Here is a 26,265-nt window from a genome sequence, read left to right on the forward strand (position 1 = left end):
AAGTTCAGCCGGCCTCCGCCGCCGCGCCGGCCAGGTCCGGCACCAGGGTGAACACCCGGTCCAGCCGCGCCAGTTCCAGTACCGCGCGCACCGCCGGGCTGACCGCGACCAGCAGGAAGCGGCGCTCGCTGTCGCGGGCGTTCTGCAGGCCTTCGACCAGGGCGGCGATGCCGGAGGAATCGATATAGCTGACCGCGGCCAGGTCCACCGCGACCGAATACCGCTCCAGCGCTTCGAGAATGGTCTCGCGCACCCGCGCCGACCAGGACAGGTCGACCTCACCGCTGAGTTTCACCACGGTCAGCGCGCCCGCCTGTTCGGTCACCACGTCATTCATGCCTCGTCCTCCGTCGGCGCCGGACAGCGCTTCCACATGCGCAACACATTGCCGACGCCGCCGGCGCCGGGCTGCAGGCGCCAGCCGTCCATCAGCGCGTCGATGAAATTGACTCCCAGCCCGCCGGCACGGCATTCGGCCAGGTCGCGCGGCGTGATGCGGGCGGGATCCACCGCCGGCGCATCGTCGCGCAATTCAAATTCCAGCACATCCGCATCGCGCCGCAATGACAGCAGGATGTCGCCGCCGGCGCCGGCATAGGCGTGGCGGATGATATTGCAGCAGGCCTCGTCCACGGCCAGCACGAGGCGGTCGCGCAGATCGGCGGCGACGCCGTTGCGGTCCAGCGCGGCGCGCAGGTCGGCGCGCATCTCGCGCAGGCGCTCGGGCTGGGCCGGGAACACCTGGCGCAGCAGCAGTTCGGTCTTCTGCGCGCGCGGCTCCTCCAGCAGCAGCAGCGTGGTGTCGTCGACCAGATGCAGCTGGCGCAGCTCCGACACCATGGAGCGCAGGCGCACCTCGGGCGAGGCCGCCGCGTGGCGCTCGATCAGCGCGCGCACGCCGTCCTGGCCCAGGCGCCCTTCGCCCAGGCGCACGTCGGTGACGCCGTCGGAGAAGAAGTACAGCGCGCCGCCGTCCAGGCGCAGGCGGCTTTCGCTGAACTCCTGCCCGGCGACGATGCCCAGCGGCGGGCCTTCGGAACGGTATTCGGTATAGACGCCTTCCACGTGCAGCAGGGCCGGCGGAAAGCCGGCGCCGGCCATCACCACCTCGCCGCCGGCGCGGTCGTAGTAGCCGACCGCGGCGCAGACGAAGCGCCCGCCGTGGGTGGTCTGGCACAGTTCCTCGTTGGCGCGGCGCAGCCATTCGCCCGGCGCCAGGCCGTCCTTGCCGGCCCAGCGCAGCAGGCTGGCCGCGCGGGTCATCAGCAGGGCGGCGTCCAGGCCCTTGCCGGCGACATCGCCGATGACGAAGCCGATGCGGCCGTCGGCCAGGTCGAAGTAGTCATAGAAATCGCCCGAGATCTCGTGCGCCGGCACGTTCACCGCCAGCAGCGGGAAGCCGGCGCGGCGGCGCTTGGGCAGCAGCAGCTTCTGCAGCCGCCGGGCCAGGTCGAACTCGCGCTTGAGGCGCTGCTGCTCGATCAGCGCATTGGCCAGGCGGGCGTTGTTGATCGCCAGCACCGTGGGCACGGCGAGCAGGCGCAGGATGCCGGCGTCGGTGGCGTCGAAGGCCTGGCCGTCCTGCTTGTTGACCAGCTCCAGCACGCCGATGGTGCCCTTGGCCGCCGTCAGCGGCACGCAGATCAGGCTGCGCGTGACGAAGCCGGTCTGGGCGTCGATGCGCTTGTACACGCGCGCATCCGTAGCCGCGTCGGCGACGATCTGCACCGCGTTGTCGCTGAAGCTGCGCCCGACCACGCCCTGGTCGCGCCCCAGGCGCAGGCCGGCCAGATCGACCGGGCCCACGCAGACCTTGCATTCCAGTTCCTCGGTTTCCTCGTCGTAGAGGAACAGCGAGGCGGCTTCGACCTGCATGTAGTCGGCGATGCGCTGGATCGCGATGGGCAGGGTGCGGCGCAGGTCCAGCGAGACTGCCAGGGCTTCCGACAGCTCCGCCAGCAGCGCAAAGGCCCGCGCATCGTCGCCGGCGGCGGCGCGGGCCAGCAGGCTGGCGGCCGCCGCGTTCACGCGCCCGGGGTCTCCGGCCGCGGCGGCTGGTCGCGCTGGCTGCGCCGGCGGCGCAGACCCCAGAGCGTGAACAGCGGCCCGGAAATCACGTACAGCGCGGCGATCACGAACAGCACCAGGGCCGTATCCAGGTACAGCGCGACGAAGACCAGCACGACCAGCGGGATGACGTAGAACGGCACCTTGTCCGGCCAGGACTTGAAGCTGAAATAGCGGATGCGGCTGACCATCAGCAGCCCGGCCACGATGGCCACGCAGGGCGCCAGGCGGCGCACGATCTCGTGATCGCCCGCCAGGCCGTTGGCGCTCATGGTCCAGACGAAGGACATGGTCAGGCCGGCCGCGGCCGGGCTGGCCAGGCCCTGGAAATAGCGCTTGTCGATCACGCCGACCTGGGTATTGAAGCGGGCCAGGCGCAGCGCCGCGCAGGCGGCGTAGATGAAGGCCGCGGCAAAGCCGACCTTGCCCCAGAGCGAGCCCAGCTCATGCAGGCTGGACAGCGACCAGGCGTACATCACCAGGGCCGGCGCGATGCCGAAGCTGACCATGTCGGCGAGCGAGTCGTACTGCACGCCGAATTCGCTCTGGGTATTGGTCATGCGCGCGACGCGGCCGTCCAGGCCGTCGAGCAGGCCGGCGATGAACACCGACATGGCAGCCTCCTGCGGCCGCCCGGCCAGGGCCACGACGATGGCGTAGAAACCGGCGAACATGCCGCCGGTGGTCAGCAGGTTGGGGAGCAGGTAAATGCCGCGGTGCGGCTTGCGGCGCGGGCTGTCGCTGGGTTCCATGCCTGGTCTCTGTCGGAATACGGAAAGCTTGCGGGATAGGCGCGCGCTAGCCAAGCCCCGGCGCCGCGCAGCGGCCCCGGCATCGGGCCAGTTTGCAGCCCGGGCAGGGGTTTGCGGTAATTTGCTGCCGCGCCGCACAGTACCGCGGCGTAACAGCTTGTATCGTGTGGACAACAGTGCTATCCAGTAGAGCACGCATTACCCGCGCAGCCCCCCTGCGCGACCACGGAGACCCCTATGAAAGCCATCCATGTCGCCTTCGGCCTGCTCGCAGCAGTCGCCGCGACTGCAGGCCAAGCCGCCGACAAAGTGTACAAATGGAAAGATGCTAACGGCATCGTGCACTTCTCCGACGCGCCGCCGCCGAAGGGAACCGAGTTCAACAACGTCAAGATCGTCAACCAGAGCGCGGCCATAACCAGCCAGGCGCCCGCCGCCGCGGCCGCCAAGCCCGCCGAGGAAGCCGCCGCCGATCCGAACGCCCCGGCCGATCCCAATGCGCCGGCCAAGCCGGCCACCGACAGCCGCCAGGCGCGCTGCACCGAGGCACAGGACCGCGTCCGCATACTTTCCGCCAACCAGGGCGTGAACGTGCAGCGCGACGGCAAGCTGGTGCCGCTGGAAGGCGAGGACCGCAAGGCCGAGCTGGAAATCGCCCGCGCCTCGGTCACCGCCCTGTGCACGGAAAACCCGGGCTGAGGCCACGGTGAAGCTGGCGGCCTGGATCCTGGCGGCGCTGCTCGCCGCCGCGGCCGGCTGGTGGTATCTCGCCCCGCAGACCCTGCCGACCGCGCTGCGCCATGCGCTGCCGGTCTCGCCCAGCGCCGCCACCAATACGTCGCCGCCGCTGTACAAGTGGCGCGACGCCAAGGGCCGGCTCAACGTGACCGACACGCCGCCGGCCGACCGCCCTTACGAAACCCTGCGCTACAACCCGGACACCAACGTGGTGCCGGCCTACCGCAACCCGGCCGATCCGCCGTCGAACTGACCGCGCCGGCGCGCTGAAGCCGCCGCGCGCCCGCCAGCGACGCCCACACCGCTGCCGTCCCTGTGCCCGCATTGGGCGCAGGCCCCCGAACCGCTTAGAATCGCGGACTTTTCCGCCGCCGTCGTGCCCTCATGCGCCTGAGCCAGTTCCACCTCGCCACCGTCAAGGAAGTCCCCGCCGACGCCGAAATCGTCAGCCACCAGCTGATGCTGCGCGCGGGCATGATCAGAAAGCTCGCCGCCGGCCTGTACACCTGGTCGCCGCTGGGCCTGCGCGTGCTGCGCAAGGTCGAGGCCATCGTGCGCGAGGAAATGAACCGTGCCGGCGCGATCGAGGTGCTGATGCCGGCGGTGCAGCCCAAGGAGCTGTGGGAGGAAACCGGACGCTGGGAGAAATTCGGCGGCCAACTGCTCAAGATCAAGGACCGCAAGGACGCCTGGTACTGCTTCGGCCCCACCCACGAGGAAGTCGTCACGGACTTCGCCCGCTCGGAACTGCACAGCTACAAGCAGCTGCCGGTGAACTTCTTCCAGATCCAGACCAAGTTCCGCGACGAGATCCGCCCACGCTTCGGCGTGATGCGCGCGCGCGAGTTCCTGATGAAGGACGCCTATTCCTTCCACCTCTCGGCGGAATGCCTGGAGCGTGAATATTGGAACATGTATAACGCCTACTCGCGCATCTTCACCCGCCTGGAACTCAAGTTCCGCGCGGTGCAGGCCGATGCCGGCGCGATCGGCGGCAACGTCACCCACGAATTCCATGTGCTGGCCGAATCCGGCGAGGACGCAATCGCGTTCTCCGACGGCTCGGACTACGCCGCCAATGTCGAGAAAGCCGAGGCGCTGGCGCCGGAAACCGCACGGCCGGCCGCCGCCGCCGCGCTGGAGCGGGTCGATACGCCGACCCAGCGCAGCATAGACGACGTCTCCGCCTTCCTCGGCCTGGCCCCGGCGCAGTGCCTCAAGACCATTCTGGTGCGCGGCAACGACGGCCTCGTCGCGCTGTGCGTGCGCGGCGACCACGAGATCAACGAAATCAAGGCGGCCAAGCTGGCCGAGCTGCCGGGCCAGTCGGTGCTGGCCGAAGAGGCCGATATCGTCAAGGCGCTGGGCTGCAAGCCCGGTTTCATCGGTCCGGTGAACCTGCCGGCGGACATTCCCGTCATCGTCGACCGCAGCGCCGCGGTGCTGGCGGATTTCGTCTGCGGCGGCAACGCCGACGGCACCCATTTCCGCGGTGCCAACTGGGAGCGCGACGCCCGCATCACCCGCGTGGAAGACCTGCGCAAGGTGGTCGAGGGCGATGCCTCGCCCGACGGCCAGGGCCGGATCCGCCTCGCCCGCGGCATCGAGGTCGGCCATGTGTTCCAGCTCGGCACCAAGTACGCCGAATCGCTCAACGCCACGGTCATCGCCCAGGACGGCAAGAACCAGGTCATGACCATGGGCTGCTACGGCATCGGCGTCAGCCGCATCGTGGCCGCGGCGATAGAACAGAATTTCGACGCCGCCGGCATCATCTGGCCCGAACCCATGGCGCCCTGGCGCGTGGTGCTGTGCCTGATCAATCCCAAGAACGACGCCGCCGTCAGCGCCGCCGCCGAGTCGTTGTACGCCGAACTGCAGGCGCGCGGCATCGAAGTCGCGCTGGACGACCGCGGCCTGCGGCCGGGCGGCATGTTCGCCGACATGGAGCTGATCGGCATTCCGCACCGCGTCGTGGTCAGCGAGCGCGGCGTCGCTGCCGGCACCTTCGAATACCGCGCCCGCCGCGACAGCGAAAGCCGCCAGCTCAGCCGCGAGGAAGTGCTGGCGCTGTTCGCCGCCTGAACTGCGCTGTCCCCGCGACAGCGCTGCAGCCGCTGACGCGGGAAAACGGAAACCTGTGCGGAGACCTGCTCCGTACAGGCTTCCGGCTTGCGCGGCGGCGGGTCGCCGGAAACGGCGTGAGCGACACCTTCGCCGCAGCTGCCGGATGAAGCCGGATGAAGTCTGCCGACCGGCTGTATGGCTAGCGGCCGGATTCCACATCGTCCTGCCGGCCTGAGGCGGCCCGCGACGGTCATCAACGCGGAATCCGCCTGACTCCATTTCCTCCGACCGAGCTTGCACCCGCCGCGCAAACGCCGCGGCGGCAACCTTGCCCTGTCCGCACGGCCCTGCGCACGCAGCGACCTGCCCGAACGCCGCACCGCGGCGCTCATTGCTTGCGCTTGCCGCTCCACGACTTGCTCACGATCATCCATTTGCCGTCGATCTTGGCCAGCGCCAGGTAGTCCACGCCCGTCCAGGCGGGGTAATCCAGCATCACTTTGACGACCGCGCCGCTTTCGCTCACATCGAGGATCTCGTAACTGCGCTTGCGCCGGGCCTCGTCGTCGGCCGGCCTGCCGGGGAAGCCCCTGGCCCATTCTTCCGCGGTCTGGGTGACTACGCTGGCTTTGGATGCGGAGTAGCCGAGCACCACCCCGTCTTTCCTCAGCACTTCAAACGCCACGTTGGCGTCGCCTGCTTCAAATGCACGCATCATCGTGCGCATGGCCTGGTCCACGGCCTCGCGCTCGCTGCCTTGCGCCGAGGCGGCGGCGGGAACGAGAAAGAGGAAGGCGGCGGCGAAAACAGAGGATCGGATCGAGATTTTCATGGGTGTCCTGGATTGGTCTGTCGATTGCTGGGGGATGGTCGGCCGGGCGTTCATGGGTGTCCCGAATTGGGTGGGTGTCCCGAATTGGCCGGGGTCCTGAACTGATCGGTCATGGATTGGCCAAGGTGCGAGTGCCGCCCCCCCGGCGGGGGCGGCGGTGCGGAACGTCAGCCTTGCGTCGCGCCACGGCCGGGCGACTGTTCGGCCAGTTTGCGCAGGAGGCCGACGACGGCTTCCGCCAGCGGCTTGGCCGAGGCGTAGTTCTGGCCTGTCGCCACGCGGCCGTCGACTTCGATGTAGGGCTGGTGGCCGTCCTGGGCGTGGAAGGAACCGCCGCGGGCCTGGACCGTCCGGCGGATCAGGAACGGGAATTCCTTGAAATAGGCGGCGTCCTGCTCCTCGTGTTCCTCGGGGAAGCCGGTGATGCGCTTGCCCGCAACCAGGGCCCGGCCGTCGGCCAGCGTAAGGTTCACGATGCCCGCCGTGCCGTGGCAGACGGCGGAGATCACTCCGCCATTGCGCTCGTAGACATACATGGCGATGTCCTGCAGCACAGGGTTCTCGGGCACGCCGTACAGGGCATTGCTGCCGCCGACGTAATACACGGCGCGGTACAGGGCCGGGTCGATCTGGGCAGGCCGGGCGGTGTTGCGCAGCCCGTCCATGAGGGGCGCGTCCTTCAGACGAGGCACCAGGTCCGCGCTGACATAGCTGTCGAGGATGGGCACGGCGCCGCCGTCGGGCGAGACGAAGTCCACCGCATATCCCGCCGCCCGGAACGTGTCCCAGGCATGCACGACCTCGCCGAAGCTGATGCTGGCCGGGAGCGCCGATTTCCCGTGGACCTTGCTGCTGGCGAGGATGAACAGGATGCGCCCTTGGCTGCCGCGGGCGGTCGCCGGGATGTCCGCCTTGGCGACGGCCTGGACCGGGGCGGACCGCTCCGTGGGCACACCGCGGACGACAGCGGCAGGTTCAGCGCTGTTCTGCGCCGCCTGGGCGTTGCAGACGCCGCCCAGACAGAACGACAGCAGAAGCAGCAAGGCAGAGCGGATGAAGTGGAGTGTGTGCATGAGCGCCACTCGTGGGGAGGAGCCTGCACACTAGCCGAAACCTTTCAAATCAATATGTTGTGATATATCACCGGAGTGCTGGAATCGAATTCAGGAGCCGCCGCCGGCGGCGCGGAACGCCGCGGGCGTGACCCCGGCCAGCTTCTTGAAGGCGCTGTGGAAGGTCGACATCGACTGGAAGCCGGCCTCTTCGGCCACGACTTCCAGCGGCTTGGCCGGGTTCTGCCGCAGCAGCGCCTGCGCCTCGACCACGCGCAGCTGCGCCAGATACTGCTTGAACGAGGTCTGGTTGTTGTCGTTGAGCAGCTGCGACAGCCGGGTCTGCGGCATGCCCAGCCGGCGGGCGAGGCGCGGCAAGGTCAGGCCGGGGTCCAGATGCAGCCGTTCGCGTGCCATCAGCTCGGCCAGGGCCTGCAGCTGCGCGGCGGCTTCGGGCGCGGGAATGCGGCGGTCCTGGTACGGCTCGATCGGCGCCTGTCCGGAGCGCAGGCGCAGATAGACCACGACGCTCAGCGCGAGCACGAAGGTGAAGGACAGCGCCCCGACGATGTAGGAGGTATAGCCGGAGGTGTAGTACGCCACCCAGATCAGCCAGACGCCCCCGAGTGCGCCCGGCAGCAGCGGGCCGGACGGCGCAGCGGCCTGCCGTCCGCGCTGCCGGTATAGCTGTGCGGTGGCCAGCAGCAGATAGCCCAGCCACGAATAGGTAATGGCCGGCGTGATGAGCTGGCGCCACAGGTCGGCGTAGGCGGCGTAGGGCAGGAACAGGTTCACCGCAGCGGCGAGGGACAGCACTCCGGCGATATGCCAGCGGTCCGCCCGCCCGGGGCCGGGGCTGTCGCCCTGGCTGGAGCGCACCAGGAAGAACAGGCAGGGCCCGATCAGGAAACAGGCGGTCAGGCCGACCTGGAGCACGACGCGCGGAATGTCCGGCCAGAAAAAGAAGGCGACGGATTTCCCCGTCCGCACACCGACCGCCAGGATCAGCAGCGCCAGCCAGCGCTGCGTGGATCGCCCCCGGGCCTGCCACCACAGAAACGCCGCCAGCCCGATGCCGTTGAAGGCGCCGAGCATGCCGAAGAAGAACAGGAAATGTTGGCTCAGCATGAGGGAGGCATCGCAGCATGCGGCGTTTCGTCGGGCCGGCCGCGCCGGGGCGGCGCCGCGCGCCGCGGCGGGCAGCCGGGAGAGCACTCTGGCATCGGGCCGGTCCGCAGCGCGGCCTCGTGCGCCCGCCCGAGACAATGCCGCGCCGGAACGGGAAGCCGACGGCGGCAGAAACCGCAGTAAGCCTATTTGTCCTTCTTGACCAGCCCGCGCAGCTTCTCGAAGAACGAACCGACCTTGACCTGATCCACGACCTTGGTCAGCTTGCCGGCCAGGCCCTGCTGGCGCTCCATCTCGGCCATTTCGCTGCGCTGGCGGTCGGCCATCTGCGCTTCCCAGCGGCGCTTGAGTTCTTCCTGCTGCACCTTGGTGCGCAGCTGCTTGCGGTAATCGTCGGGCAGGGCTTCGCGGAACAGGTTGTTCGGCTCGCGCGCGACGTAGCGGCCGATCTCGTCGTACATGGCTTCGTTGAACTGCTCCGGCGCGACTGTCTTGGTTTGCTGGCCGCCGAGCTGGTCGAAGTTGCTGAACTGCATGCGCAGCGTGCCGGAGTCGGCATCGGCGGTGAAGACCGCGGCCAGCACCAGCTTGCCGCGCGCGCGCACCGTGGCCGCGATCACTTCGCCGTTGGGATCCTTCTTGGTCACCGTGACGCCGCCGATGTGGTAGCGCTGGAATGCGCCAGCCACGGTCTTGACCTTGGTGGCGCCGGTGACTTCGATGTTGGGGCATTCCTCGGTCACGATGGTGCACGTGAACGACAGCCGTATCTCCTTGGAGGCCGGCTGGTTGCTGAGCTTGAGATCGTATTCGTGCTCGACCTGCAGGATCAGGTCGCCATAACCCGCCAGCGCGTAGCGGAACGTCTTGCGCGGCTTGATGAAGCTGAGATTCTGGGTCAGCTTGGACAGGTATTCGTACAGACCGGCCATGCCCGGTTCGAGCTGGGTGCGATAAGCGGCCTCGCGCTCCTGTCTGGCGCGCTCCTGGTCATCGACGCCGGCTTTGCGCCGCTGCGCTTCCTGTTCGAGATCGTCCAGCAGACCCACTGCTCACCCCTGAGACGTTAGGAATCAAGCCCCCGCCTGCCCCGCCAACCGCTGAATAGTATCCCGGATAGACGGATTAAGGCAGTCATGCCCCTCAGCCGCGCCCGCCGCCGCGGCGGGCCGGGACATTTTGCGCCAGAAGTATGTTTTGGCACAAAATCAGGATTCAGGGACAAACAATGCGACCGCGCGGGCCGGGAATGCCCGGCTGCCGGCGCATTGGCATCAGAAAAGGCACAAGGAGCGCCATGGCCATCGACGTCGAATCCCTGGACCCCAAGCAGCTGGCCGAGCTGATCGCCCGCGCCAACCAGCGCCAGCAGGACATGCAGCGGCAACGCCTGAGCGAAGTCCGCGAGAAGCTGATCGGCATTGCGCGCAAGGAAGGGTTCACCATCGAGGAACTGTTCGGCGCCGCGCGCCGCGGCAAGCGCCCGGTCAAACCCAAGTACCGCAATCCCAACGCCCCGTTCGAGACCTGGAGCGGCCGCGGCAAGCAGCCGCACTGGTTCCGTGCCGCACTGCAGGCCGGGCGCAAGGAGAAGGAGCTGCTGATCGGCTAGCGCGCAGGCCTCGGCCCGGCAGCGCTGCAGCGTACCGGCTCAGCGCGATTGCTGCGGCGACGGCCGCACGGGGCCGCCGCCGCATCGCTACAGGCTGCGCCGCGGCGGCACCAGCAGATCGCCGAACAGCAGCCCGGCCACCAGCGAGACCAGGATCGCGACCAGCAGGAAGGCCGTGTCCACGCCCAGGAACACGTCGCGCTCGAATACGAAGGACAGGCTGCGGAACCCGATGGAGCCGGGCACCAGCAGGATGATGCCCGGCTCGCGGATCACCGCGCCGGGCCGCTGGCAGACCGTGGCGTAGAGATTGCTCACCGCGCCCACGCCCAGGCCGGCGATGAACACACCGAATTCCGGACCGAACTGGGCGCCGCCCAGGCGCGTGAGCGCGTAGCCGAACATCACCGACAGCACCACCAGCAGGCCGTCGCGCGGCGCGCTGCGGAACAGCACGGCGAAGGACAGCGCGCCGCCGAACAGGCCCAGCCATTCCACCCAGACCGGCACCGGCGGCAGCAGCGCAGCCTCGGGCACTATGCCCAGCACGCGGCAGAGCTGGGTCGCGCCGACCGCGCCGAAGGTGAGCTTGAGCAGGGTCGCGGTGGCGCCCGCCATGCGCGCTATGCCCGACACCAGATGCTGGGTGGACAGCTCGCGCACTGCCGTGGTCAGGGTCATGCCGGGCATCAGCACGATCAGGCTGGCCAGCACCACGGCCTTGAGGTTCAGCGGCATCACATAGGCGGCGAACACCGTCGCCAGGGTCGTCACCAGCAGGGCTGATACGGCCTCGAAGCTGTTGGACAGGCGCGGCCGGCGTTCCGCCGCCAGCGCCATCAGGCCGATCAGCCAGCCTAGGCAGGCGGCGACCAGCAGGTCGATCCAGGAAACCTTGAGCAGGGTGGCCACGCCGGCGGAGGCCAGGCCAAAGCTCAGTACGGTCAGCCAGCGCGTGCGCCGGCTCGGCGGCCGGCCCAGTTCCAGCAGCTGGCGGTAGCCGGTGGTCAGGTCCAGGCTGCCGTCGATCACGCGGTCGGCGATCTGGTCCACCGCGCACAGCCGGCGCAGGTTCACCTCGCCAGGCGCCAGGCGTATCACCTGGGTGATATCGGCCACGGCGTCGAGTTCGCGGCCGCGCTCGGCGAAGGACAGCACGATCGAGGTCGGCGTCGACAGCACGTCGCAGGCCAGGCCCAGACGCGCGCTGACCTTGCCTATGGCCTCTTCCAGGCGCGGTGCCGCGGTGCCGTATTCATGCAGCCGGCGCGCCAGCGCGATGACGAAACCCACCCGGGCCTTGAGCGATGCGGAAGCTTCGCTCATGCACCGGCTCGACGATAATCGGCCGCTTGGCCGCTGGTTGCTGGACGTGATGGCATGAATTTGGGCGAGGCGCTGGCGATCTTGAGTGCATTGGCCTGGTCGGCCGGCGTGATTATCTACAAACGCCTGGGCGAAACGATCGCACCGACGCGGCTGAATCTCACCAAGAACCTGCTCGCGCTGATTCTGCTGGTGCCCAGTGTGCTGCTGTTCGGCGGTCCGGCGCCGCAATTGGGCGGCGCGGATCTCGCCATTACCCTGGTCTCGGGCCTGCTCGGCATTGCCGTGGCCGACAGTCTCTACCTTACCGCGCTGAACCAGCTCGGCGCGGCACGCATGGGAATACTGGGCAACTTCTTCAGCCCGTTCGTGATCGTGCTGTCCTTCCTGTTCCTGGGCGAGCGCCTGGGAGCGCTACAGTTGCTGGGCTTCGCCCTGGTCACCGGCGGCGTGCTCGTGGTCAGCGTGCGGCGCAGCGGGATCGCGGCGGAACGCCGCGCGCTGCGCCGCGGCCTGGCCCTGGGCGTGGGTTCTATCCTGCTGATGGCCGTGGCCATCGTGCTGGTCAAGCGCGTGCTGGAAGCGCAGACGCTGATCTGGATGGTCGCCCTGCGCATGGCCGGCGGCGTGGGCGGCTTGCTGCTGCTGTTCGCGCTGCGCCGCCAGTCGCCCTGGCCGACGCCGGCGGAGCGCGCGCACCTGCGCTGGCCCACCCTGCTGTTCGGTGCCTTCGTCGGCCAGTACCTGTCCATGGTGCTGTGGCTGGGCGGCAACAAGTACACCAGCGCCTCGGTCGCGGCCATCCTCAACGAGACCAATTCGGTCTTCATCGTGCTGCTGGCCGCAGTGTTCCTGCAGGAGCCGCTGAGCCGCGCCAAGCTGCTCGGCGTGGCGCTGACACTGTCGGGCGTGGCCTGCATGCTGCTGGCGTAGCGCACAGGCGCGGCCATGCTGTTCGCGCGGCACCGCGACCTGGGCCGGCCGGGCGGTGCGCGGGCGCGGCGCGAAGCGGCGCAGCGTGACCGGCTGCGCAGCGGCAATGTGCTGCAACGTCGCGCGTCGGCAGACCACATTCCGGCACGCGCAGCGCGAGGCCGGAACCTCGCGAACGGCACGGCGGAACACACGCCGTCCGGTTTGCAGGGATGCCAGCTAGCCGCGCGCAACCACCTGGCGGAACGTCAGGTTCACCCGCGCCTGCTTCACGCGCAGCGCCTTGGGCAGTTCATGGCGGTATTCCTGCTGCGTCGTGCCCGACATCACGAGCAGGCTGCCCGAAGGCAGCTCCAGTTCCAGCCGCCGCGCCGGATCGCGCTTGTGGCGCAGGCGGAAGCGCCGCGTCGCGCCCAGGCTCAGCGAGGCGATCAGCGGCTGCAGGCCCAGTTCCGGCTCGTCGTCGCTGTGCAGGCCCATGCTGTCGTTGCCGTCGCGGTACAGGTTGCACAGCACGCTGTTGAAGCGCTGCGCGGTCAGGGCTGCCAGGCCGTCGCGCAGCGCAGCCAGCAGCGGCGTCCATGGCTGTGGCACGAAGCGCGTGCGCGAATAGGTGTAGACCGCGTCCGTGTCGCCGATCCAGCAGGACAGCCGCGGCGAGGCGACCTCGCGGCCGTACAGGCGCAGGCGGTGCTGTTCCCAGGGAATCTCCGCGCGCAGCGCCTGCAGCAGCGCATCGGGTTCGGCCAGCACGTCCAGGCCCAGGCGCAGCTCGGCGCCGGCCGGCACGGCCAGGTTCTGCCAGCGCGGTTCGCGCCACTGCGGCAGGCCGTTCACACCGGCGCTGCGCCGCCGATCACGCCGCGCTCGCGCAGGCCGGCGCGGGCCTGCGCATCGAAACCCAGCTCGGCCAGCACCGCGTCGTTGTGCTCGCCCAGCGCCGGCGGCGCCTGCCGGCTCAGCGGGGCGACGCCGTCGCGGCGCAGCGGGTTGGCCAGCTGCGGCACCGCGCCCCACAACGGATGCGCCAGCTGCTGCACCAGGCCGCGCGCGCTGACCTGGTCATGCGCAAAGACCTGGGCCAGGTCGTTGACCGGCCCGGCCGGCACACCGGCGGCGGCGAGCGCATCCAGCCAGCTGCGCGTGCCGCGCGTGAGCAGTACGGCGGTCATCGCGATGATCAACTCCGCACGCGCGGCGACACGGCCGGCGTTGGTGGCGAAGCGCGCATCCGCGGCCAGCGCGTCGGCGCCGGCCGCGGCGCAGAAGCGGCGGAACTGTTCGTCGTTGCCGACCGCCAGCATCAGGTGCCCGTCCGCCGTGGCGAACACCTGGTACGGCGCGATGTTCGGATGCGCCGTGCCATGGCGCGGCGGCACTTCGCCGCCGACGAGGTAATTCATGCCCTGGTTCGCAAGCCAGGCGACCTGGCAGTCGAACAGCGCGAGATCGAGCTGGGCGCCGCGGCCGCTGTGCGTGCGCGCATGCAGCGCGGCCAGGATCGCGCTGGCCGCATACATGCCGCACATCAGGTCGCTGACTGCGATGCCCGCCTTCATCGGCCCGGCGCCGGGCTCGCCCGCGCCCAGGCCGGTCAGCGACATCAGGCCGGCCTCGGCCTGGATCATGGCGTCATAGCCGGCACGGTCGCGGTTGGGCCCGTCCTGGCCGAAACCGGTGACCGAGCAATAGATCAGCCGCGGGTTCAGCGCCGCCAGGCTGGCGTAATCCAGCCCGTAGCGCGCCAGCGTGCCCGGCAGGTAGTTCTCGACCACCACATCGGCCTGCTGCGCCAGCCGGCGCAGGATGTCCTGGCCCTCGGCGCTGCGGAAATCCAGGCTCAGCGAACGCTTGCCGCGATTGCAGCAAAGGAAATACGCCGCGACCTGTTCGCCGCCCTGCCCGCGCAGGAACGGCGGCCCCCAGCGCCGCGTATCGTCGCCGCCGGCCGGGTTCTCCACCTTGACCACGTCCGCACCGTAGTCGGCCAGCAGCTGGGTGCACCAGGGGCCGGCGAGGATGCGGGAAAGATCAAGTACACGTACGCCGTTGAGCATGGGATGGGGCCCGGATTCGGGATTGGGGATTCACAGCAGCGTCCGCGCGCCTCGCGCGCCTTCGCCCGTTCTGCGGCGCGGCCAGGCAAGCGAGGAAAGATTCGGCATCAGAGATTCGTCGGACGGCCGCTCCATTGCCCGCCAGCCTTTCGCCGCCAGGGCAGACATCGCAAGCGGAACCTGCACCGCCCCGCCTCCGCGAATCCTCAATCCCGAATCCCCGATCCCGTACCCGGCTAAGCCGGGTACTCCGGCGCCCCGTCCAGCGCCGCCGCACAGACTTCGGCCAGTTCCAGCAGGCGCAGGTCCGAGCCGGGCGGGCCGACGAACTGCAGGCCCAGCGGCAGGCCGCTGCTGGCGCGGCCCATGGGAATGCTCACGGCGGGACAGCCGGCCAGGCTGGCGAAGCAGGTGAACTGGGCCTGGTCGGCGGGCTCGGGTTCGTCCAGCCGCGCGGCGGGCGCCGGCGTGGTCGGCAGCACCAGCACGTCGACCTCGGCGAACACACGCCGCGCCTTGAGCACCGAGGCATCCAGCATGCGGTCGGCGGCGACATAGTCGGCGGCGGATTTGCCCGCGGCGAAATCGAGCAGGCCGCGCAACGCGGGCGAGATGGGCTGCGCGGTGTCGGCGATGTCCTCGGCGAAGGTCTGGCGCATCTCGGCCTCCATCAGCAGCAGGCCGGCGCGGCGCGCGCGCGCCAGGGGGTAGTCGGAGAAATCCACCGCGCGCTGCTCGCCCAGTTCCTGGCGCAGGCTGATCAGGGCCTGCTCGAATGCGGCCAGCACTTCCGGCGTGGCGCCCAGCCCGGCCAGGCCGCCCAGCACGCCGGTGCGCAGCCGGCCCGGTTCCCAGTCCGGCGGCGCCAGCGCCACGCGGCGCTTGCGCGAGCGCGGATCTTCCGCATCGTAGCCGGCCAGCACCTGCAGCAGCACGGTCAGATCATCCACGCTGCGCGCGATCAGGCCCACCGTATCCAGACGCCGCGCCGCCGGCACCAGGCCGCGGGCGGAAATCTCGCCGTGGGTGGGCTTGAGCGCGAATACGCCGCAATGGCTGGCCGGGATGCGCACCGAACCCAGGCTGTCGGAACCGACTGCCGCCACGCACAGGCCGGCGGCGACCGCCGCCGCGGCACCGCCGGAGGAACCGCCGACGCCGTATTCGGGCTGCCAGGGATTGCGCGTCGCACCGTAGTGCGGGTTCTGCGTGGCGGCGCCGAGCACGCCTTCGTCGAGATTGGTCTTGCCCAGCACCACCGCGCCGGCGCCGAGCAGGCGCGCGACCACGGCCGCGTCCTCGCTGGCGATGCGGCCGCGCCGCGCCGGCAGGCCGGCTGTGGTCGGCCAGCCGGCGGCATCGAGATTGTCCTTGAGCGCGACCGGAATGCCGTCGAGCCGGCCCAGCAGGCGCCCGGCCGCGCGGCGCGCGGTGCTGGCCGCGGCCTGGGCGCGCGAGACGGCGGCGTCCAGGCCGATATAAGCATTGAGGCGGGGATTGGCCGCGGCGATCGCGTCCAGGTAAATGTCGGTCAGCTGTGCGGCGTCGATGCGCCCCGAGGCCAGCCAGTGCAAGGTCTGGCAGGTGCTGGCGGCGCGTACGCGCGCGGGATCCAGCCCGGTCGGTGTCGCAGTGGTCATCCTTACCTCCCTGTGCAATGGGCGCGCTAGCGTCGGTGCATACGCCGCATTAAGCAAGTCGCTGCGCAGTATTTTTCCCGCCGGGACGTTAGGATTCCGCCTACACGAACGTACAGGCCCCGCACGGACTGCCGCACCGCCGATGAACGACGACAGCCAGCGCTCCGATCCCCCCAGCCTGCCCGCGCGCCGCGGGCTGCGTTCCTCGCGCAAGCCGCGCTATCTGCAGGTGGCCGACGAACTGCGCGACGAGCTCAAGCGCGGCGACCATCCCGTCGGCGGCATGCTGCCGACCGAGGCCCAGCTGTGCGAACGTTTCGGCATCAGCCGCTACACCGCGCGCGAAGCCCTGCGCACGCTGGAGGAAATGGGCCTGATCGCGCGCCGGCGCGGCTCCGGCACCAAGGTGCGCAGCGCCGAGCCGCAGGTACGCTACAACCAGTACGTGCGTTCCATCGACGACCTGCTGCAGTACACCCAGGCCACGCGCTTCCAGCTGCGCCACAGCGACCGCCTCCTGGCCGACGCCACCCTGGCCGGCTGGCTGGATGTGCGCGCCGGCACCGAATGTGTGCTGCTGCACGGCATCCGCTACCAGCGCCGCATGCTCAAGCCGTTCTGTATTACCGATGTATACCGCCGCGCCAGCATGCAGGGCCTGCCGCCGGGCTTTGCCCGGGTCGAGGACGCCATGCGCGCGCTGATCGAGGGCGAGCTGTTCGCCCGCGTCGGCCTGGTCGAGCAAAGCCTCTCCGCCGTCGCGCTGGATGCGGAACAGGCCGACCAGCTCGAAGTGGAACCCGGCACGCCGGCGCTGCGCACGCTGCGGCGCTATTTCGATCCCAAGAGCCGCATCCTGCTGGTCGCCGTCACCCTGCATCCGGGCGATGTGTTCTCCTACATCACGCGCTATGAGCGCTCGGATGTGATGCGCGGCGTGTAGCCGCGAACGCGCAGCTTGGATTTCCGCCGGACTGCGGCGAGCCCGCCGCAGGCAGCATCTGCCCCGGCGCAAGCATCCGCGCTCTCAGCCTCATAGACACCGGCGGACCGCCTTGGCGCAGCCCGCCGGATGCACCGCACCGCCTCAGATACAGCTGACCGTGCCGCCGCTGATCCGCTTGCCGGCCGATTCGCGGATCGCCGTGCACAGCTGCAGCGATTCCTCTTCGGTCATGCCCCAGCCCAGCACCACCGCGCGGCGCGGCGTGCTGCCGCGGTCATTGGTCTCCACGCGGGCGTAGTGGGTGCTGACGGGCAGGCCGTCCAGCATCTTCTGATAGCGCGGCTCGACCTGGCTGGAGCATTCCTGGCTTTTCAGCGAACAGCCAATGCCGTTCTTGCCGCCGCCCGGGCACAGCGCGGCGATGCGGCTGCCGGCGTCGTGCTTCTCGCAATCGGCGGCGTAGGGTTTTTCCTCGACCGCGACCAGTTCGATCTCGCGCTGCTCGGTCTTCATCAGCATGCGCAATTCCAGATACCCCTCATACACCGGCTGGCCGGCGGCCGCTCCCGCACCGTTTGCCGGCGTCTTGCCGACGAATCTGTAAGCCGCAAAGCCGAGCACGAGCACGGCAACAATCACTCGCCACATGGTGGACGCTTCCCCTGTTAAGTCACGGACCCACGCGCACGGCAGCACCGGACCGGCAGAGCGGCCCAGGAAACGGCAGAGGACGTGGAAATGGGCGCGGAACGCCCCTCCCCAGGATGCGATCCGCCGGCGTAGCGTAGCGGAAGCCGCGTGCGGCGGCCTCGGCCGCCGGTCGGGGCGCGGCGGTTGCGGCATGGATTGCTCCACCCAGGCCCGAACCCCGACAATCAGCCTCTTTCCTCGCCTCTAGCCGGAGTCCGCCATGAGCGAACGCGATGTCATGGAATACGACGTGGTCACCGTGGGCGCAGGCCCCGCCGGCCTCGCCTTCGCCATCCGCCTCAAGCAGCTCAAGCCGGACATCCGCGTCTGCGTCATCGAAAAGGCGTCCACGGTAGGCGCGCACATCCTTTCCGGCGCGGTGATCGAACCCGAGCCGCTGAACGAGCTTCTGCCGGAATGGGGCAAGAACCCGCCGCCGATCTGCGTGCCGGTGACCAAGGACGAGATGTACTGGATCCGCGACAAGGACCGCGCGGTCAAGCTGCCCGTGGTGCCGCCGCAGATGCACAACCACGGCAATTTCATCGTCTCGCTGGGCGCGCTGTGCGCCTGGCTGGCGCCCCAGGCCGAGGCGCTGGGCGTGGAGATCTACCCGGGCTTCGCCGCCGCCGAGCCGCTGTTCAACGAGGCCGGCGCCGTCTGCGGCGTGCGCATCGGCGACATGGGCGTGGCCAAGGACGGATCGCACAAGTCCGGCTATACCCAGGGCATCGACATCACCGCGCCGCTGACCGTGCTGGGCGAAGGCGCGCGCGGCCATCTGAGCAAGCAGCTGATCGCCAAGTACGCCCTGGACAAGGACTGCGATCCGCAGACCTGGTCCATCGGCATCAAGGAACTGTGGCAGCTGCCGCCGGGCCGGGTCGAGCCGGGCAAGGTCGTACACACCCTGGGCTGGCCGGCCGACAACGCCACCTACGGCGGCAGCTTCCTGTATCACCTGGACAAGGACCGCGTCGCGGTCGGCTATGTCACCGGCCTGGATTACTCCGATCCGCTGCTGTCGCCGTTCGAGCTGTTCCAGCAGATCAAGAACCATCCGCAGTTCAAGCCGCTGTTTGAAGGCGGCAGCATCATTTCCTACGGCGCCCGCGCCATCGTCGCCGGCGGCTTCCAGTCCCTGCCCAAGTGCGAGATGCCCGGCGCGCTGCTGATCGGCGATGCCGCCGGCCTGCTCAACGTGCCCAAGATCAAGGGCACCCACCAGGCGCTGCGCTCGGGCATGCTGGCCGCCGAACACGTCGCCGCGGCCGGCACCAGCGAAGGCTGGGATGCAAAACTGCGCGCTTCTGCAGTAGTGAAAGAATTGCACAAAGTGCGCAATATCAAACCCGGCTTCCACAAGGGCCTGTGGCTGGGCCTGGCCAACGCCGGCTGGGAAACCCTTACCGCCGGCCTGTCGCCGTGGACGCTGAAGAACCACGCCGACTGGAAGCAGCTGCACAAGATCGGCCAGTACGAACAACCCAAGCGTGATTTCCTCGAACGCACCCTGCCGCCGCGCGACCGCCTGGCCTCGGTGTACTTTGCCGCGACCGAGCACGACGAGGACCAGCCCGTACACCTGAAGGTGCTGGACACCAACATCTGCGTCACCACCTGCGCCGCCGAATACCAGAACCCCTGCCAGCGCTTCTGCCCGGCCGGCGTGTATGAGATCGTCGAGGACGAAACCGGCAAGCGCCTGCAGATCAACGCCGCCAACTGCGTGCACTGCAAGACCTGCGACATCAAGGACCCGTACCAGATCATCAACTGGGTAACGCCGGAAGGCGGCGCGGGACCGAATTACCAGAACCTCTGAGCCCGATCGCTGGCGCCGGCGGCGTGCGCTCGCCGCCGCGGCCGCAATCGCAACGCCGCGGCCGCGGCGCTAGCCGCCCGACCGCGTACTGGCGCTGGAACCGCCGCCGGGCATGGCATTCGATCTGCGCGGCAGTGGAACCCGCCTGTTCCTCAATTACCTCAGCCAGGTCGGGCGAGTGCACGGGCTGCAGGCTGGAAATGCCTGTTCACCGACTGCTGGCCGGACATGGGAGGCATGCAGCCGGCACCCGGAACCTGGGCGCAGCAGGTTTCCATCGAGGACTGGAACGACGTGGCACAGAGGGCCGAGGCCCTGCTGCGCGACGGTGTCGCGCCGCTGCGCTACCGGCCGCGCCGCGAGGACGGCAGTACGCTGCTGGTGGAATTCTGCTGGCGCGGCCGCTACGGCCTGTTCCTGCGCGCCGACACCAACCTCGCCGATGCCGGCGACGCGCGCGTGATCGCATTCGCCGACCGCCTGTTCCTGCTCGGCGGCGGGCGCAGCCATCTGGACTATTGAAGCAGGGCTGCCACCGCATCCCGGATGCGGCCGCCGCTCTCAGACCTCGGGCGCCGACGCAGCTGTTTCGTACAACTCCAGCGGCAGCCCGTCCGGGTCGCTGAAAAATACAAAACGCCGCCCGGTATATTCGTCCACCCGCACTTCCTGCACCGGAACGCCGTGGCGCTCCAGCGCCGCCTTGCAGGCGGCGACATCGTCCACGGCGAAGGCGATATGGCGCGCACCGCAGGCTTCGGGGTACGAAGGCCGCGGCGGCGGCGCGGGAAAGGAGAACAGTTCGAGCTGGCCGCCGTCGGGCAGGGCCAGGTCCAGCTTCCAGGAATCGCGGCCGGCGCGGAAATTTTCCGCCAGCACGCGCAGGCCGAGCACTTCGACGTAGAAACGGCGCGAGCGGGCGTAGTCCGAACAGATCACCGCGACATGGTGCAGGCGCTTGAGCATGCCGCATCTTGCCGCGCGGCGGCGGGCGGCGCCAGGCGACTTTGGCCGCGGGTGCGGGAGCGTTGGGTATCCCGGGAATTTCCAGGCTGCCCAATGGCTGTCCCGCAAGTGCACAGGGCAGCCACGACCAGTCCCGCGCCACTGGCGCCGACCCGATCCCGCAAACGAAACGGGGCGGCTATCGCCGCCCCGCTGCGTCATTGCTGGAGCTTTCCGCTTACGGCAGCTGGAAGCCGTTGGCGAAGATCGAATCCGGCACGGTGTAGGTGCCGGTGATGGTCTGGTTGGACAGGGCCGAGTAGGCCAGCACGATCACCAGATAATTGCCCGCCGCCGGGTTGGGAATGCTGCAGCTCTCGTCGGCCGTCGCGCCGGCGGATTCGCAGATCACATCGTCGCCGAGCTTGACGGTCAGGTCCGCATCCTCGCCGCCGGCACCGGTGGTGACGAAGCTGACATTGGTCGCACCGGCCGGAACCTGCAGCGAGTAGCGCAGCTCGTCGCCCTGCGGCGCGCTGAGGCCCGGCACGCTGACGCCGTTGACCAGCGGAATCGGCGGCGCGAACAGGCGCACCACACGCGAATAGCTGGCGCTGGCGCCGTCGTCGTCGGTCACGGTCAGCGCCACGGTGTAGGTGCCGTAGTTTGCGTAGGTGTGGCTGGTGTCGGCCGCGGTCGAAACCGGGCTGCCGTCGCCGAAGTTCCAGCTGTGGGAGACGATAGTGCCGTCGAAATCCAGCGAGGTGTCGTCGAAGGTCGCCGTGCGGTCGTTGACGCTGGCGCTGAAGTCCACCGTCGGCGGTGCATTCGTCGGCGAACTGCCCAGCACCACGCGCCAGGCGCCGCGGCTGTAGGTGCCGGCGGTGAGCACGTAGGGATCGTTGTCGATCTCCAGATCCGTCACCACCAGGCCCAGCGGCAGGCCGGCGGAGAAGGCGTTGAAGTTGTCGCCGCCGTCGGTACTTTCATACACGCCGATGTCGGTGCCGACGAAGATGCGGTTGGTATTGCCCGGATCGACCACGACGCTGTTGGCCGGCACATTGGGCAGGCCGGCGCCGACCGCGGCCCAGGTGGTACCGCCGGTGGTGGTGCGGTACAGGCGCGAGGCGCCGAAGCCCGAGCGCGTGATGAAGGCGCGCTGCGCATTGGTCGGGTCCATGGCCACGTCGGAGACGATGCCGCCCGGGTAGTCGCCGGTGACGTTGGTGAAGGTCGGCGTGGGTACCGAGGCATCCGGGCTGAAATAGATGCGGCCGCCCGAGGTGCCGACATAGGTCGGCATCAGCACGCCGATGAGCTGCGGCGTCACCACCGAAGCGGCGCTGCCCATGTTGGGCGAAACCGCGGTCCAGCTGCTGCCGTTGGTGGGCATGCGGTACAGCGTATTGGACGAGGCGAACAGCTGGTTGCCGGCCACCGCCATGGGCGTGACCCAGGGGAAGCTGCTGGACGAGGTCATGCCGGCGGTGGGCACGCTCTGGAAGCTGCCCAGGCTGCCGTTGGCTTCGGAACGGACGATGTTGGGGAAGCCGCCGCTCGGATAGCTGGTCTGGAACACGCGCGAGGGCGTGGTCGGATCCACCGCGTTCATGAAGCCGTCGCCGCTGGGGAAGGTCAGGCCCCACTGCAGGCTGGTGCGGCGGCTGGAGGAGCCGTTGTCCTGGGCGCCGCCGAACACGATGTTCGCATCGGTGGGATGTACCGCGATGTCGTAGAACTGGGTGATGTTGAGGTTGGAATTCATGTTCACGTACGACGCGCCGCCGTCGTCCGTGCGCCACAGGCCGCCGTCGGTGCCGACCCAGAAACGGTTCGGGTTGGTCGCCGAATAGCGCACCACGTGGGTGTCCTGATGCACTTTCTGCGAGGTGCCCCAGGTCGCCGTCAGCGCGCTCAGCCCGGTGCCGCCGTTGGTGGAGCGGAAATGGCGGATGGTGCCGACCAGCAGGGTGGACGGATCGGTCGGATGCACCGACAGGGTCAGGTTGTAGCCGCACTGGCCTTCGCAGGCCGAGCCGTTGGTCTGGGTCCAGTTGGCGCCGCCGTTGGTAGTGCGGTACAGGCGCGAGCCGATCAGCGCGTACAGCGTGTTGGAATCGCTGGGCGACATGGACAGGCGCAGGCGCGTGCCGGAGGCATTGAGGCCGGTGTTCATCGGCGTCCAGGTCGCGCCGCCGTCGGTGGACTTGGACACGCCGCTGCCGATCAGGCCGGCGTAGACCGTGTTCGTGCCCGGCACGAAGATGATGTCTTCGACGTTGGTGCTGAGCACGCGGGTCCAGGTCAGGCCGCGGTCGGCGGAACGGAACACGCCCGCGCCGCTGAGTGCGCCGGAGGCGCTGCAGCTGCCGGCGCCGCCGGCCAGGATCACGTTGCTGTCGGTGGGCTGGATGGCGACCGCGTTGACGATGTTCAGCGGCAGATTGGTCGCGCCGGCGCCGTTGCGGGCGTTCCAGGTCGCGCCGGCATCCTCGCTGAGGTAGACGCCCTGGCCGAAGTAGCCGGCGCAGCCGCCGCCGTTCTTGTCGCCGGTGCCGACCCATACCACGTTGGAATTGTTCGGATCCAGCGTCACCGCGCCGATGGGCAGGGTGCCCACATTGTCGAAGATCGGCGTCCAGCTGGCGCCGGCGTTGGTGGTCTTCCACACGCCGCCCGCGGCCGAGCCGACATAAACCGTGTCCTCATTGCCCGGCACCGGAGTGACCGCGTTGATACGGCCGGCGACGCGGCCCATGATCCAGTCGGTCATGGTCATGGACGAGGGGCCTACCGGCTCCCAGACCAGGCCGCCGCGCTGCTGCTCCGGATCGCGGCTGCGGCGCATCTGCTGCAGCGCCTGCACCGATTCGGCGCGGTTGCGCGCCGCATCCGGCGCATTGCGCAGGCCGCGCGTGCGTTCGAACCACAACTGGCGCTGCTCGATCTGCCAGGATTCCTCGCGGCCTTCGTGCTCTTCGCTTTCCTTCTGCCCCTCCGTGCGCATCAGTTTCTCGATGTGCTCGGCTTCCTCATGCGAGGCCAGCGCGGGCAGGGCCGGCGCCAGCAACGAAAAACCGACAGCGGCGCCGAGCAGGCGCCACCCCTGAACTGTTTTGGACATGCCGCTCTCCCCAGACGATAAGCCGGGCCCGCACCACCGCAGGCCACCGCGACCGGATCGTAAGGCGGATTATTCCAGCACCCATAGCCCATAAGTACCAGTACTGGAGACGGATATCCGTACAGTGTCGAAGGCCTAGCGGGTAACCTTTTGCAACCGCGAATGCCGCTGAAGCAGGCCGGACAGTGGACTCCAGGCCAGCGCCAGGCCCAGCAGCAGTCCCCAGCCGTTGCCCCAGCGCGGCAGCGCCGGCAGTGCCTGGTGCACGGCGGCCAGCCAGGCGTCGCCGTGCAGGAACAGCTGCACACCGCCCGCCCCGGCCAGCAGCAGCAGCATGGCCGCGAGCAGGCGCCGCTCCCAGCGGCCGTCGAGCAGGCGCTCGCGCTCCACCCGCCGCGCCAGGGCAGCGGCGAAATCCGCGGGCAGCTGTGGCGCGGGTACCTCGCGCAACGCCCGGTGCAGCAGGCGGTAATGCCCCAGGCCGACGCCGTCGCCGGCAGCCGCGGCGCCGCGCTCCTGGGCCAGGGCCGCTTCCTGCAGTTGCCATTCGTGCGGATCCACGCGCGGATCCCGCGGTGTCTGCGTGTTCATCGGGGCGCTCCCGCCACGTCCTGCAGCAGTGCGCGCAGGCGCAGACGGCTGCGGAACAGGTGGCTCTTGATGGTGCCGGCGGCCAGGCTGGTGATCTGGCTGATCTCGGGGATGGACAGCTCATCCAGGTGATACAGGGTCAGCAAGGTGCGCGGCAAGGGCGCCAGCGCGTCGATCGCGGCCTGCAGATGGCGGCGCAGTTCCTCGTCGGCCCAGGCGGCTTCCAGGTCGAAGCCGTCGCTTTCGCGTTCCAGCAGGGCCAGCGGCTCGTCCTCGGCGTCTCCCTGCAGCAGCGGCAGCTGCTTCTTTTCCAGGTGGCGCAGTCCTACCGCGTAGGCGATGCGGCCTATCCACGACTTCAGCGCGCTTTCGTAGCGGTACTGGTGCAGGTACTGATGCACGCGCAGGAAAGTTTCCTGGCACAGCTCGCGGGTGTCCTCGGGGTGGCGCACCAGGCGCTGGATGATGTGCCAGCACAGGCCCTGGTGCAGGCTGACCAGGCGTTCGAACGCGCCCGCCCGCCCGGCCAGTACGGCGCTGACGAGTTCACGGTCCGGATTCATGGGCTGGCAGCGTCCATCCGGCGCAAGATACGGAATCCGCCGCCGCGGTTGCAGCACACCCGAAATAACCCCGTGCCGGCCGGTTGCAACCGCTCGCCGCGTTGACGTATCCCTGTGCGGCGAGCGGCCGTACGGGCCTGGCGGCGGAGCGGGAGATGACAGTGCAAAATGTCTTGGTGCCGGTGACGATGTTTCTCTGCATCACCTATGTAATCAAGCTGCTGATCGATGCGCGCATGCGCATCCTGCTGCTGCGCGCCGGCGGCGCGGACGGCCTGCTGCATTCGCTGCTGCAGAACGAGGAACAGCAGCGCCGCCACGCCGCGCTGCGCTCGGGCATCACCCTGCTCGCCCTGGCCGGCGGCTTCGGCCTGATCCAGCTGCTGGGCTGGACGGACATCACGCCCGGCGCCGCTGCCGTGCTCGTCGGCGCGCTGGGCCTGGGCAATCTCTGCTACTACGGCCTCACCCGGCGCATGGCCTGAGCCACCGCAGGCTTCTGCCCGGGATCGCGCCGCCGGCGCCGCGGCGCATCAGGCCCGGATCGCGCTTGCCGCCGCCGCGACGGCGTGCTGAGCTTCACCCCCGCCGCCGCCGGAGCCCGCCATGGCCAACGACATCGCCGCCGCCGTTCGCGAAATCTGCCTTTCCTTTCCCGAGGCCGAGGAATACCTCTCCCACGGCTCGCCCAATTTCCGCGTACGCGGCAAGACTTTCGCCAGCTACCTGGTCAACCACCACGGCGACGGCCGCGTCGCGCTGTGGCTGGGCGCGCCGTCCGGCGCACAGGAACAGTGGGTGGGCATGCAGCCGGAAATCTTTTTTGTACCGCCCTACGTCGGCCACCGCGGCTGGCTGGGCGTGGAGCTGGACAAGGGCCTGGACTGGAAGCAGGTCGCCGCGCTGGTGCGCGAGGCCTACGAAAAAGCCGCCCCGGCCGCGCTCGCGGCGAAGCTAGGCAAGACCATCGTCATCAGGCCGCCCAAGGCCGCACTCAAGCCGGAAGAACGCGATCCGCTGCTGGCGCCGGCGGTGCAGAAGCTGCTGCAGCCACTGCGCGAATACTGCCTCTCGCTGCCGGAAACCGCGGAAGAACCGCGCTTCGGCTCGCCGTCCTGGCGCGTAGGCAAGCGCACCTTCGCCACTGCCTGGCGCTATGACGAGGCGCTGTGCTTCGGCTTCTGGGTCGGCGTGGAACAGCAGGGCCTGTACACCGGCGATGCGCGCTTCTTCATACCGCCGTACATGGGCCACAACGGCTGGATCGCGCTGCGCGTGGGCGCGAAACCGAACTGGAAGGAGATCCGCAGCCTGGCCCTGCACAGCTACCGGCATTTCGCGCTCAAGCGCATGCTGGCGCAACTGGACGAATAG

26 protein-coding genes are annotated in these 26,265 nt (G+C 69.1%); 10 read left to right on the forward strand and 16 right to left on the reverse strand.

Annotation, left to right across the window (positions count from 1 at the left end; genetic code table 11):
• Window positions 1–4: 4 nt before the first annotated feature.
• The 3 genes from NM961_RS15430 to pssA are packed head-to-tail and all read right to left on the reverse strand — an operon-like array spanning window position 5 to window position 2,819.
• Window positions 5–337, reverse strand: a complete 333-nt coding sequence (locus NM961_RS15430) for an STAS domain-containing protein (RefSeq protein ID WP_255915301.1) — start codon at window positions 335–337, stop codon at window positions 5–7.
• Complete coding sequence (locus tag NM961_RS15435; RefSeq protein ID WP_255915302.1) at window positions 334–2,028, reverse strand: ATP-binding SpoIIE family protein phosphatase; 1,695 nt, start codon at window positions 2,026–2,028, stop codon at window positions 334–336. Before NM961_RS15435 ends, NM961_RS15430 begins: the two co-directional genes overlap by 4 nt.
• A complete protein-coding gene (gene pssA / locus NM961_RS15440) occupies window positions 2,025–2,819 on the reverse strand; it encodes a CDP-diacylglycerol--serine O-phosphatidyltransferase (protein WP_255915303.1) in 795 nt (264 codons plus the stop codon). Before pssA ends, NM961_RS15435 begins: the two co-directional genes overlap by 4 nt.
• A 237-nt stretch (window positions 2,820–3,056) precedes the next feature.
• On the opposite strand from pssA, the gene NM961_RS15445 reads away from it, so the two are divergent.
• The 3 genes from NM961_RS15445 to NM961_RS15455 all read left to right on the forward strand — a co-directional run bounded on the left by NM961_RS15445 (window position 3,057) and on the right by NM961_RS15455 (window position 5,642).
• Window positions 3,057–3,518 (forward strand): DUF4124 domain-containing protein, encoded by a 462-nt coding sequence (locus tag NM961_RS15445; protein WP_255915304.1) that lies wholly within the window; start codon window positions 3,057–3,059, stop codon window positions 3,516–3,518.
• A 7-nt stretch (window positions 3,519–3,525) separates the two neighbouring features.
• On the forward strand, window positions 3,526–3,810 hold the full coding sequence (locus NM961_RS15450) for a DUF4124 domain-containing protein (RefSeq protein WP_255915305.1): 285 nt from the start codon (window positions 3,526–3,528) through the stop codon (window positions 3,808–3,810).
• A gap of 131 nt (window positions 3,811–3,941) precedes the next feature.
• Window positions 3,942–5,642: a proline--tRNA ligase gene (locus tag NM961_RS15455; protein ID WP_255915306.1), complete on the forward strand. Its 1,701-nt coding sequence runs from the start codon at window positions 3,942–3,944 to the stop codon at window positions 5,640–5,642.
• 370 nt (window positions 5,643–6,012) lie between these two features.
• Here NM961_RS15455 and NM961_RS15460 read toward each other — a convergent pair whose 3' ends face one another.
• From NM961_RS15460 to NM961_RS15475, 4 genes are all read right to left on the reverse strand, one after another.
• Window positions 6,013–6,456 (reverse strand): nuclear transport factor 2 family protein, encoded by a 444-nt coding sequence (locus NM961_RS15460; protein ID WP_255915307.1) that lies wholly within the window; start codon window positions 6,454–6,456, stop codon window positions 6,013–6,015.
• A gap of 167 nt (window positions 6,457–6,623) precedes the next feature.
• Entirely contained in the window at window positions 6,624–7,529 is a 906-nt protein-coding gene (locus tag NM961_RS15465; protein ID WP_255915357.1) for a type 1 glutamine amidotransferase domain-containing protein, read from the reverse strand.
• A 90-nt stretch (window positions 7,530–7,619) separates the two neighbouring features.
• Entirely contained in the window at window positions 7,620–8,636 is a 1,017-nt protein-coding gene (locus tag NM961_RS15470) for an AraC family transcriptional regulator (RefSeq protein ID WP_255915308.1), read from the reverse strand.
• A 185-nt stretch (window positions 8,637–8,821) separates the two neighbouring features.
• The gene (locus NM961_RS15475) at window positions 8,822–9,685 is read right to left on the reverse strand and encodes a hypothetical protein (protein ID WP_255915309.1); all 864 of its coding nucleotides are present in this window, start codon (window positions 9,683–9,685) and stop codon (window positions 8,822–8,824) included.
• 248 nt (window positions 9,686–9,933) lie between these two features.
• Between NM961_RS15475 and NM961_RS15480 the strand changes: the two genes are divergently transcribed.
• Window positions 9,934–10,248 (forward strand): H-NS histone family protein, encoded by a 315-nt coding sequence (locus NM961_RS15480; RefSeq protein ID WP_255915310.1) that lies wholly within the window; start codon window positions 9,934–9,936, stop codon window positions 10,246–10,248.
• An 87-nt stretch (window positions 10,249–10,335) separates the two neighbouring features.
• Here NM961_RS15480 and NM961_RS15485 read toward each other — a convergent pair whose 3' ends face one another.
• Window positions 10,336–11,574: a threonine/serine exporter family protein gene (locus NM961_RS15485; RefSeq protein WP_255915311.1), complete on the reverse strand. Its 1,239-nt coding sequence runs from the start codon at window positions 11,572–11,574 to the stop codon at window positions 10,336–10,338.
• 54 nt (window positions 11,575–11,628) lie between these two features.
• Between NM961_RS15485 and NM961_RS15490 the strand changes: the two genes are divergently transcribed.
• On the forward strand, window positions 11,629–12,507 hold the full coding sequence (locus NM961_RS15490) for a DMT family transporter (protein WP_255915312.1): 879 nt from the start codon (window positions 11,629–11,631) through the stop codon (window positions 12,505–12,507).
• A gap of 219 nt (window positions 12,508–12,726) precedes the next feature.
• Here the strand turns inward: NM961_RS15490 and NM961_RS15495 are convergent, their stop codons facing one another.
• From NM961_RS15495 to NM961_RS15505, 3 genes are all read right to left on the reverse strand, one after another.
• Complete coding sequence (locus NM961_RS15495; RefSeq protein WP_305119214.1) at window positions 12,727–13,335, reverse strand: alpha-ketoglutarate-dependent dioxygenase AlkB family protein; 609 nt, start codon at window positions 13,333–13,335, stop codon at window positions 12,727–12,729.
• 5 nt (window positions 13,336–13,340) lie between these two features.
• A complete protein-coding gene (locus NM961_RS15500) occupies window positions 13,341–14,564 on the reverse strand; it encodes a CaiB/BaiF CoA transferase family protein (RefSeq protein ID WP_255915314.1) in 1,224 nt (407 codons plus the stop codon).
• Between the two features lie 236 nt (window positions 14,565–14,800).
• Window positions 14,801–16,204 (reverse strand): amidase, encoded by a 1,404-nt coding sequence (locus NM961_RS15505; RefSeq protein WP_255915315.1) that lies wholly within the window; start codon window positions 16,202–16,204, stop codon window positions 14,801–14,803.
• A 142-nt stretch (window positions 16,205–16,346) separates the two neighbouring features.
• Between NM961_RS15505 and NM961_RS15510 the strand changes: the two genes are divergently transcribed.
• On the forward strand, window positions 16,347–17,147 hold the full coding sequence (locus NM961_RS15510) for a GntR family transcriptional regulator (RefSeq protein WP_255915316.1): 801 nt from the start codon (window positions 16,347–16,349) through the stop codon (window positions 17,145–17,147).
• Window positions 17,148–17,291: 144 nt separating this feature from the next.
• On the opposite strand, the gene NM961_RS15515 is transcribed toward NM961_RS15510, so the two are convergent.
• Window positions 17,292–17,798, reverse strand: coding sequence for a hypothetical protein (locus NM961_RS15515; protein WP_255915317.1), 507 nt, complete (start codon window positions 17,796–17,798; stop codon window positions 17,292–17,294).
• A 262-nt stretch (window positions 17,799–18,060) separates the two neighbouring features.
• On the opposite strand from NM961_RS15515, the gene NM961_RS15520 reads away from it, so the two are divergent.
• Complete coding sequence (locus NM961_RS15520) at window positions 18,061–19,665, forward strand: electron transfer flavoprotein-ubiquinone oxidoreductase (protein WP_255915318.1); 1,605 nt, start codon at window positions 18,061–18,063, stop codon at window positions 19,663–19,665.
• Between the two features lie 237 nt (window positions 19,666–19,902).
• Window positions 19,903–20,187: a hypothetical protein gene (locus tag NM961_RS15525; protein ID WP_255915319.1), complete on the forward strand. Its 285-nt coding sequence runs from the start codon at window positions 19,903–19,905 to the stop codon at window positions 20,185–20,187.
• A gap of 39 nt (window positions 20,188–20,226) precedes the next feature.
• Here the strand turns inward: NM961_RS15525 and gloA2 are convergent, their stop codons facing one another.
• The 4 genes from gloA2 to NM961_RS15545 form a co-directional block, all read right to left on the reverse strand.
• Entirely contained in the window at window positions 20,227–20,631 is a 405-nt protein-coding gene (gene gloA2, locus NM961_RS15530) for an SMU1112c/YaeR family gloxylase I-like metalloprotein (RefSeq protein ID WP_255915320.1), read from the reverse strand.
• 217 nt (window positions 20,632–20,848) lie between these two features.
• Window positions 20,849–23,737: a PKD domain-containing protein gene (locus NM961_RS15535; protein ID WP_255915321.1), complete on the reverse strand. Its 2,889-nt coding sequence runs from the start codon at window positions 23,735–23,737 to the stop codon at window positions 20,849–20,851.
• A gap of 135 nt (window positions 23,738–23,872) precedes the next feature.
• Window positions 23,873–24,328, reverse strand: a complete 456-nt coding sequence (locus NM961_RS15540; RefSeq protein WP_255915322.1) for a hypothetical protein — start codon at window positions 24,326–24,328, stop codon at window positions 23,873–23,875.
• A complete protein-coding gene (locus NM961_RS15545) occupies window positions 24,325–24,891 on the reverse strand; it encodes an RNA polymerase sigma factor (RefSeq protein ID WP_255915323.1) in 567 nt (188 codons plus the stop codon). Before NM961_RS15545 ends, NM961_RS15540 begins: the two co-directional genes overlap by 4 nt.
• A 161-nt stretch (window positions 24,892–25,052) precedes the next feature.
• Between NM961_RS15545 and NM961_RS15550 the strand changes: the two genes are divergently transcribed.
• Window positions 25,053–25,376, forward strand: coding sequence for a hypothetical protein (locus tag NM961_RS15550; protein ID WP_255915324.1), 324 nt, complete (start codon window positions 25,053–25,055; stop codon window positions 25,374–25,376).
• Window positions 25,377–25,497: 121 nt separating this feature from the next.
• The gene (locus tag NM961_RS15555; RefSeq protein WP_255915325.1) at window positions 25,498–26,265 is read left to right on the forward strand and encodes an MmcQ/YjbR family DNA-binding protein; all 768 of its coding nucleotides are present in this window, start codon (window positions 25,498–25,500) and stop codon (window positions 26,263–26,265) included.

Source organism: Tahibacter harae (assembly GCF_024437735.1).
GTDB classification, from domain to species: Bacteria; Pseudomonadota; Gammaproteobacteria; order Xanthomonadales; family Rhodanobacteraceae; genus Tahibacter; species Tahibacter harae.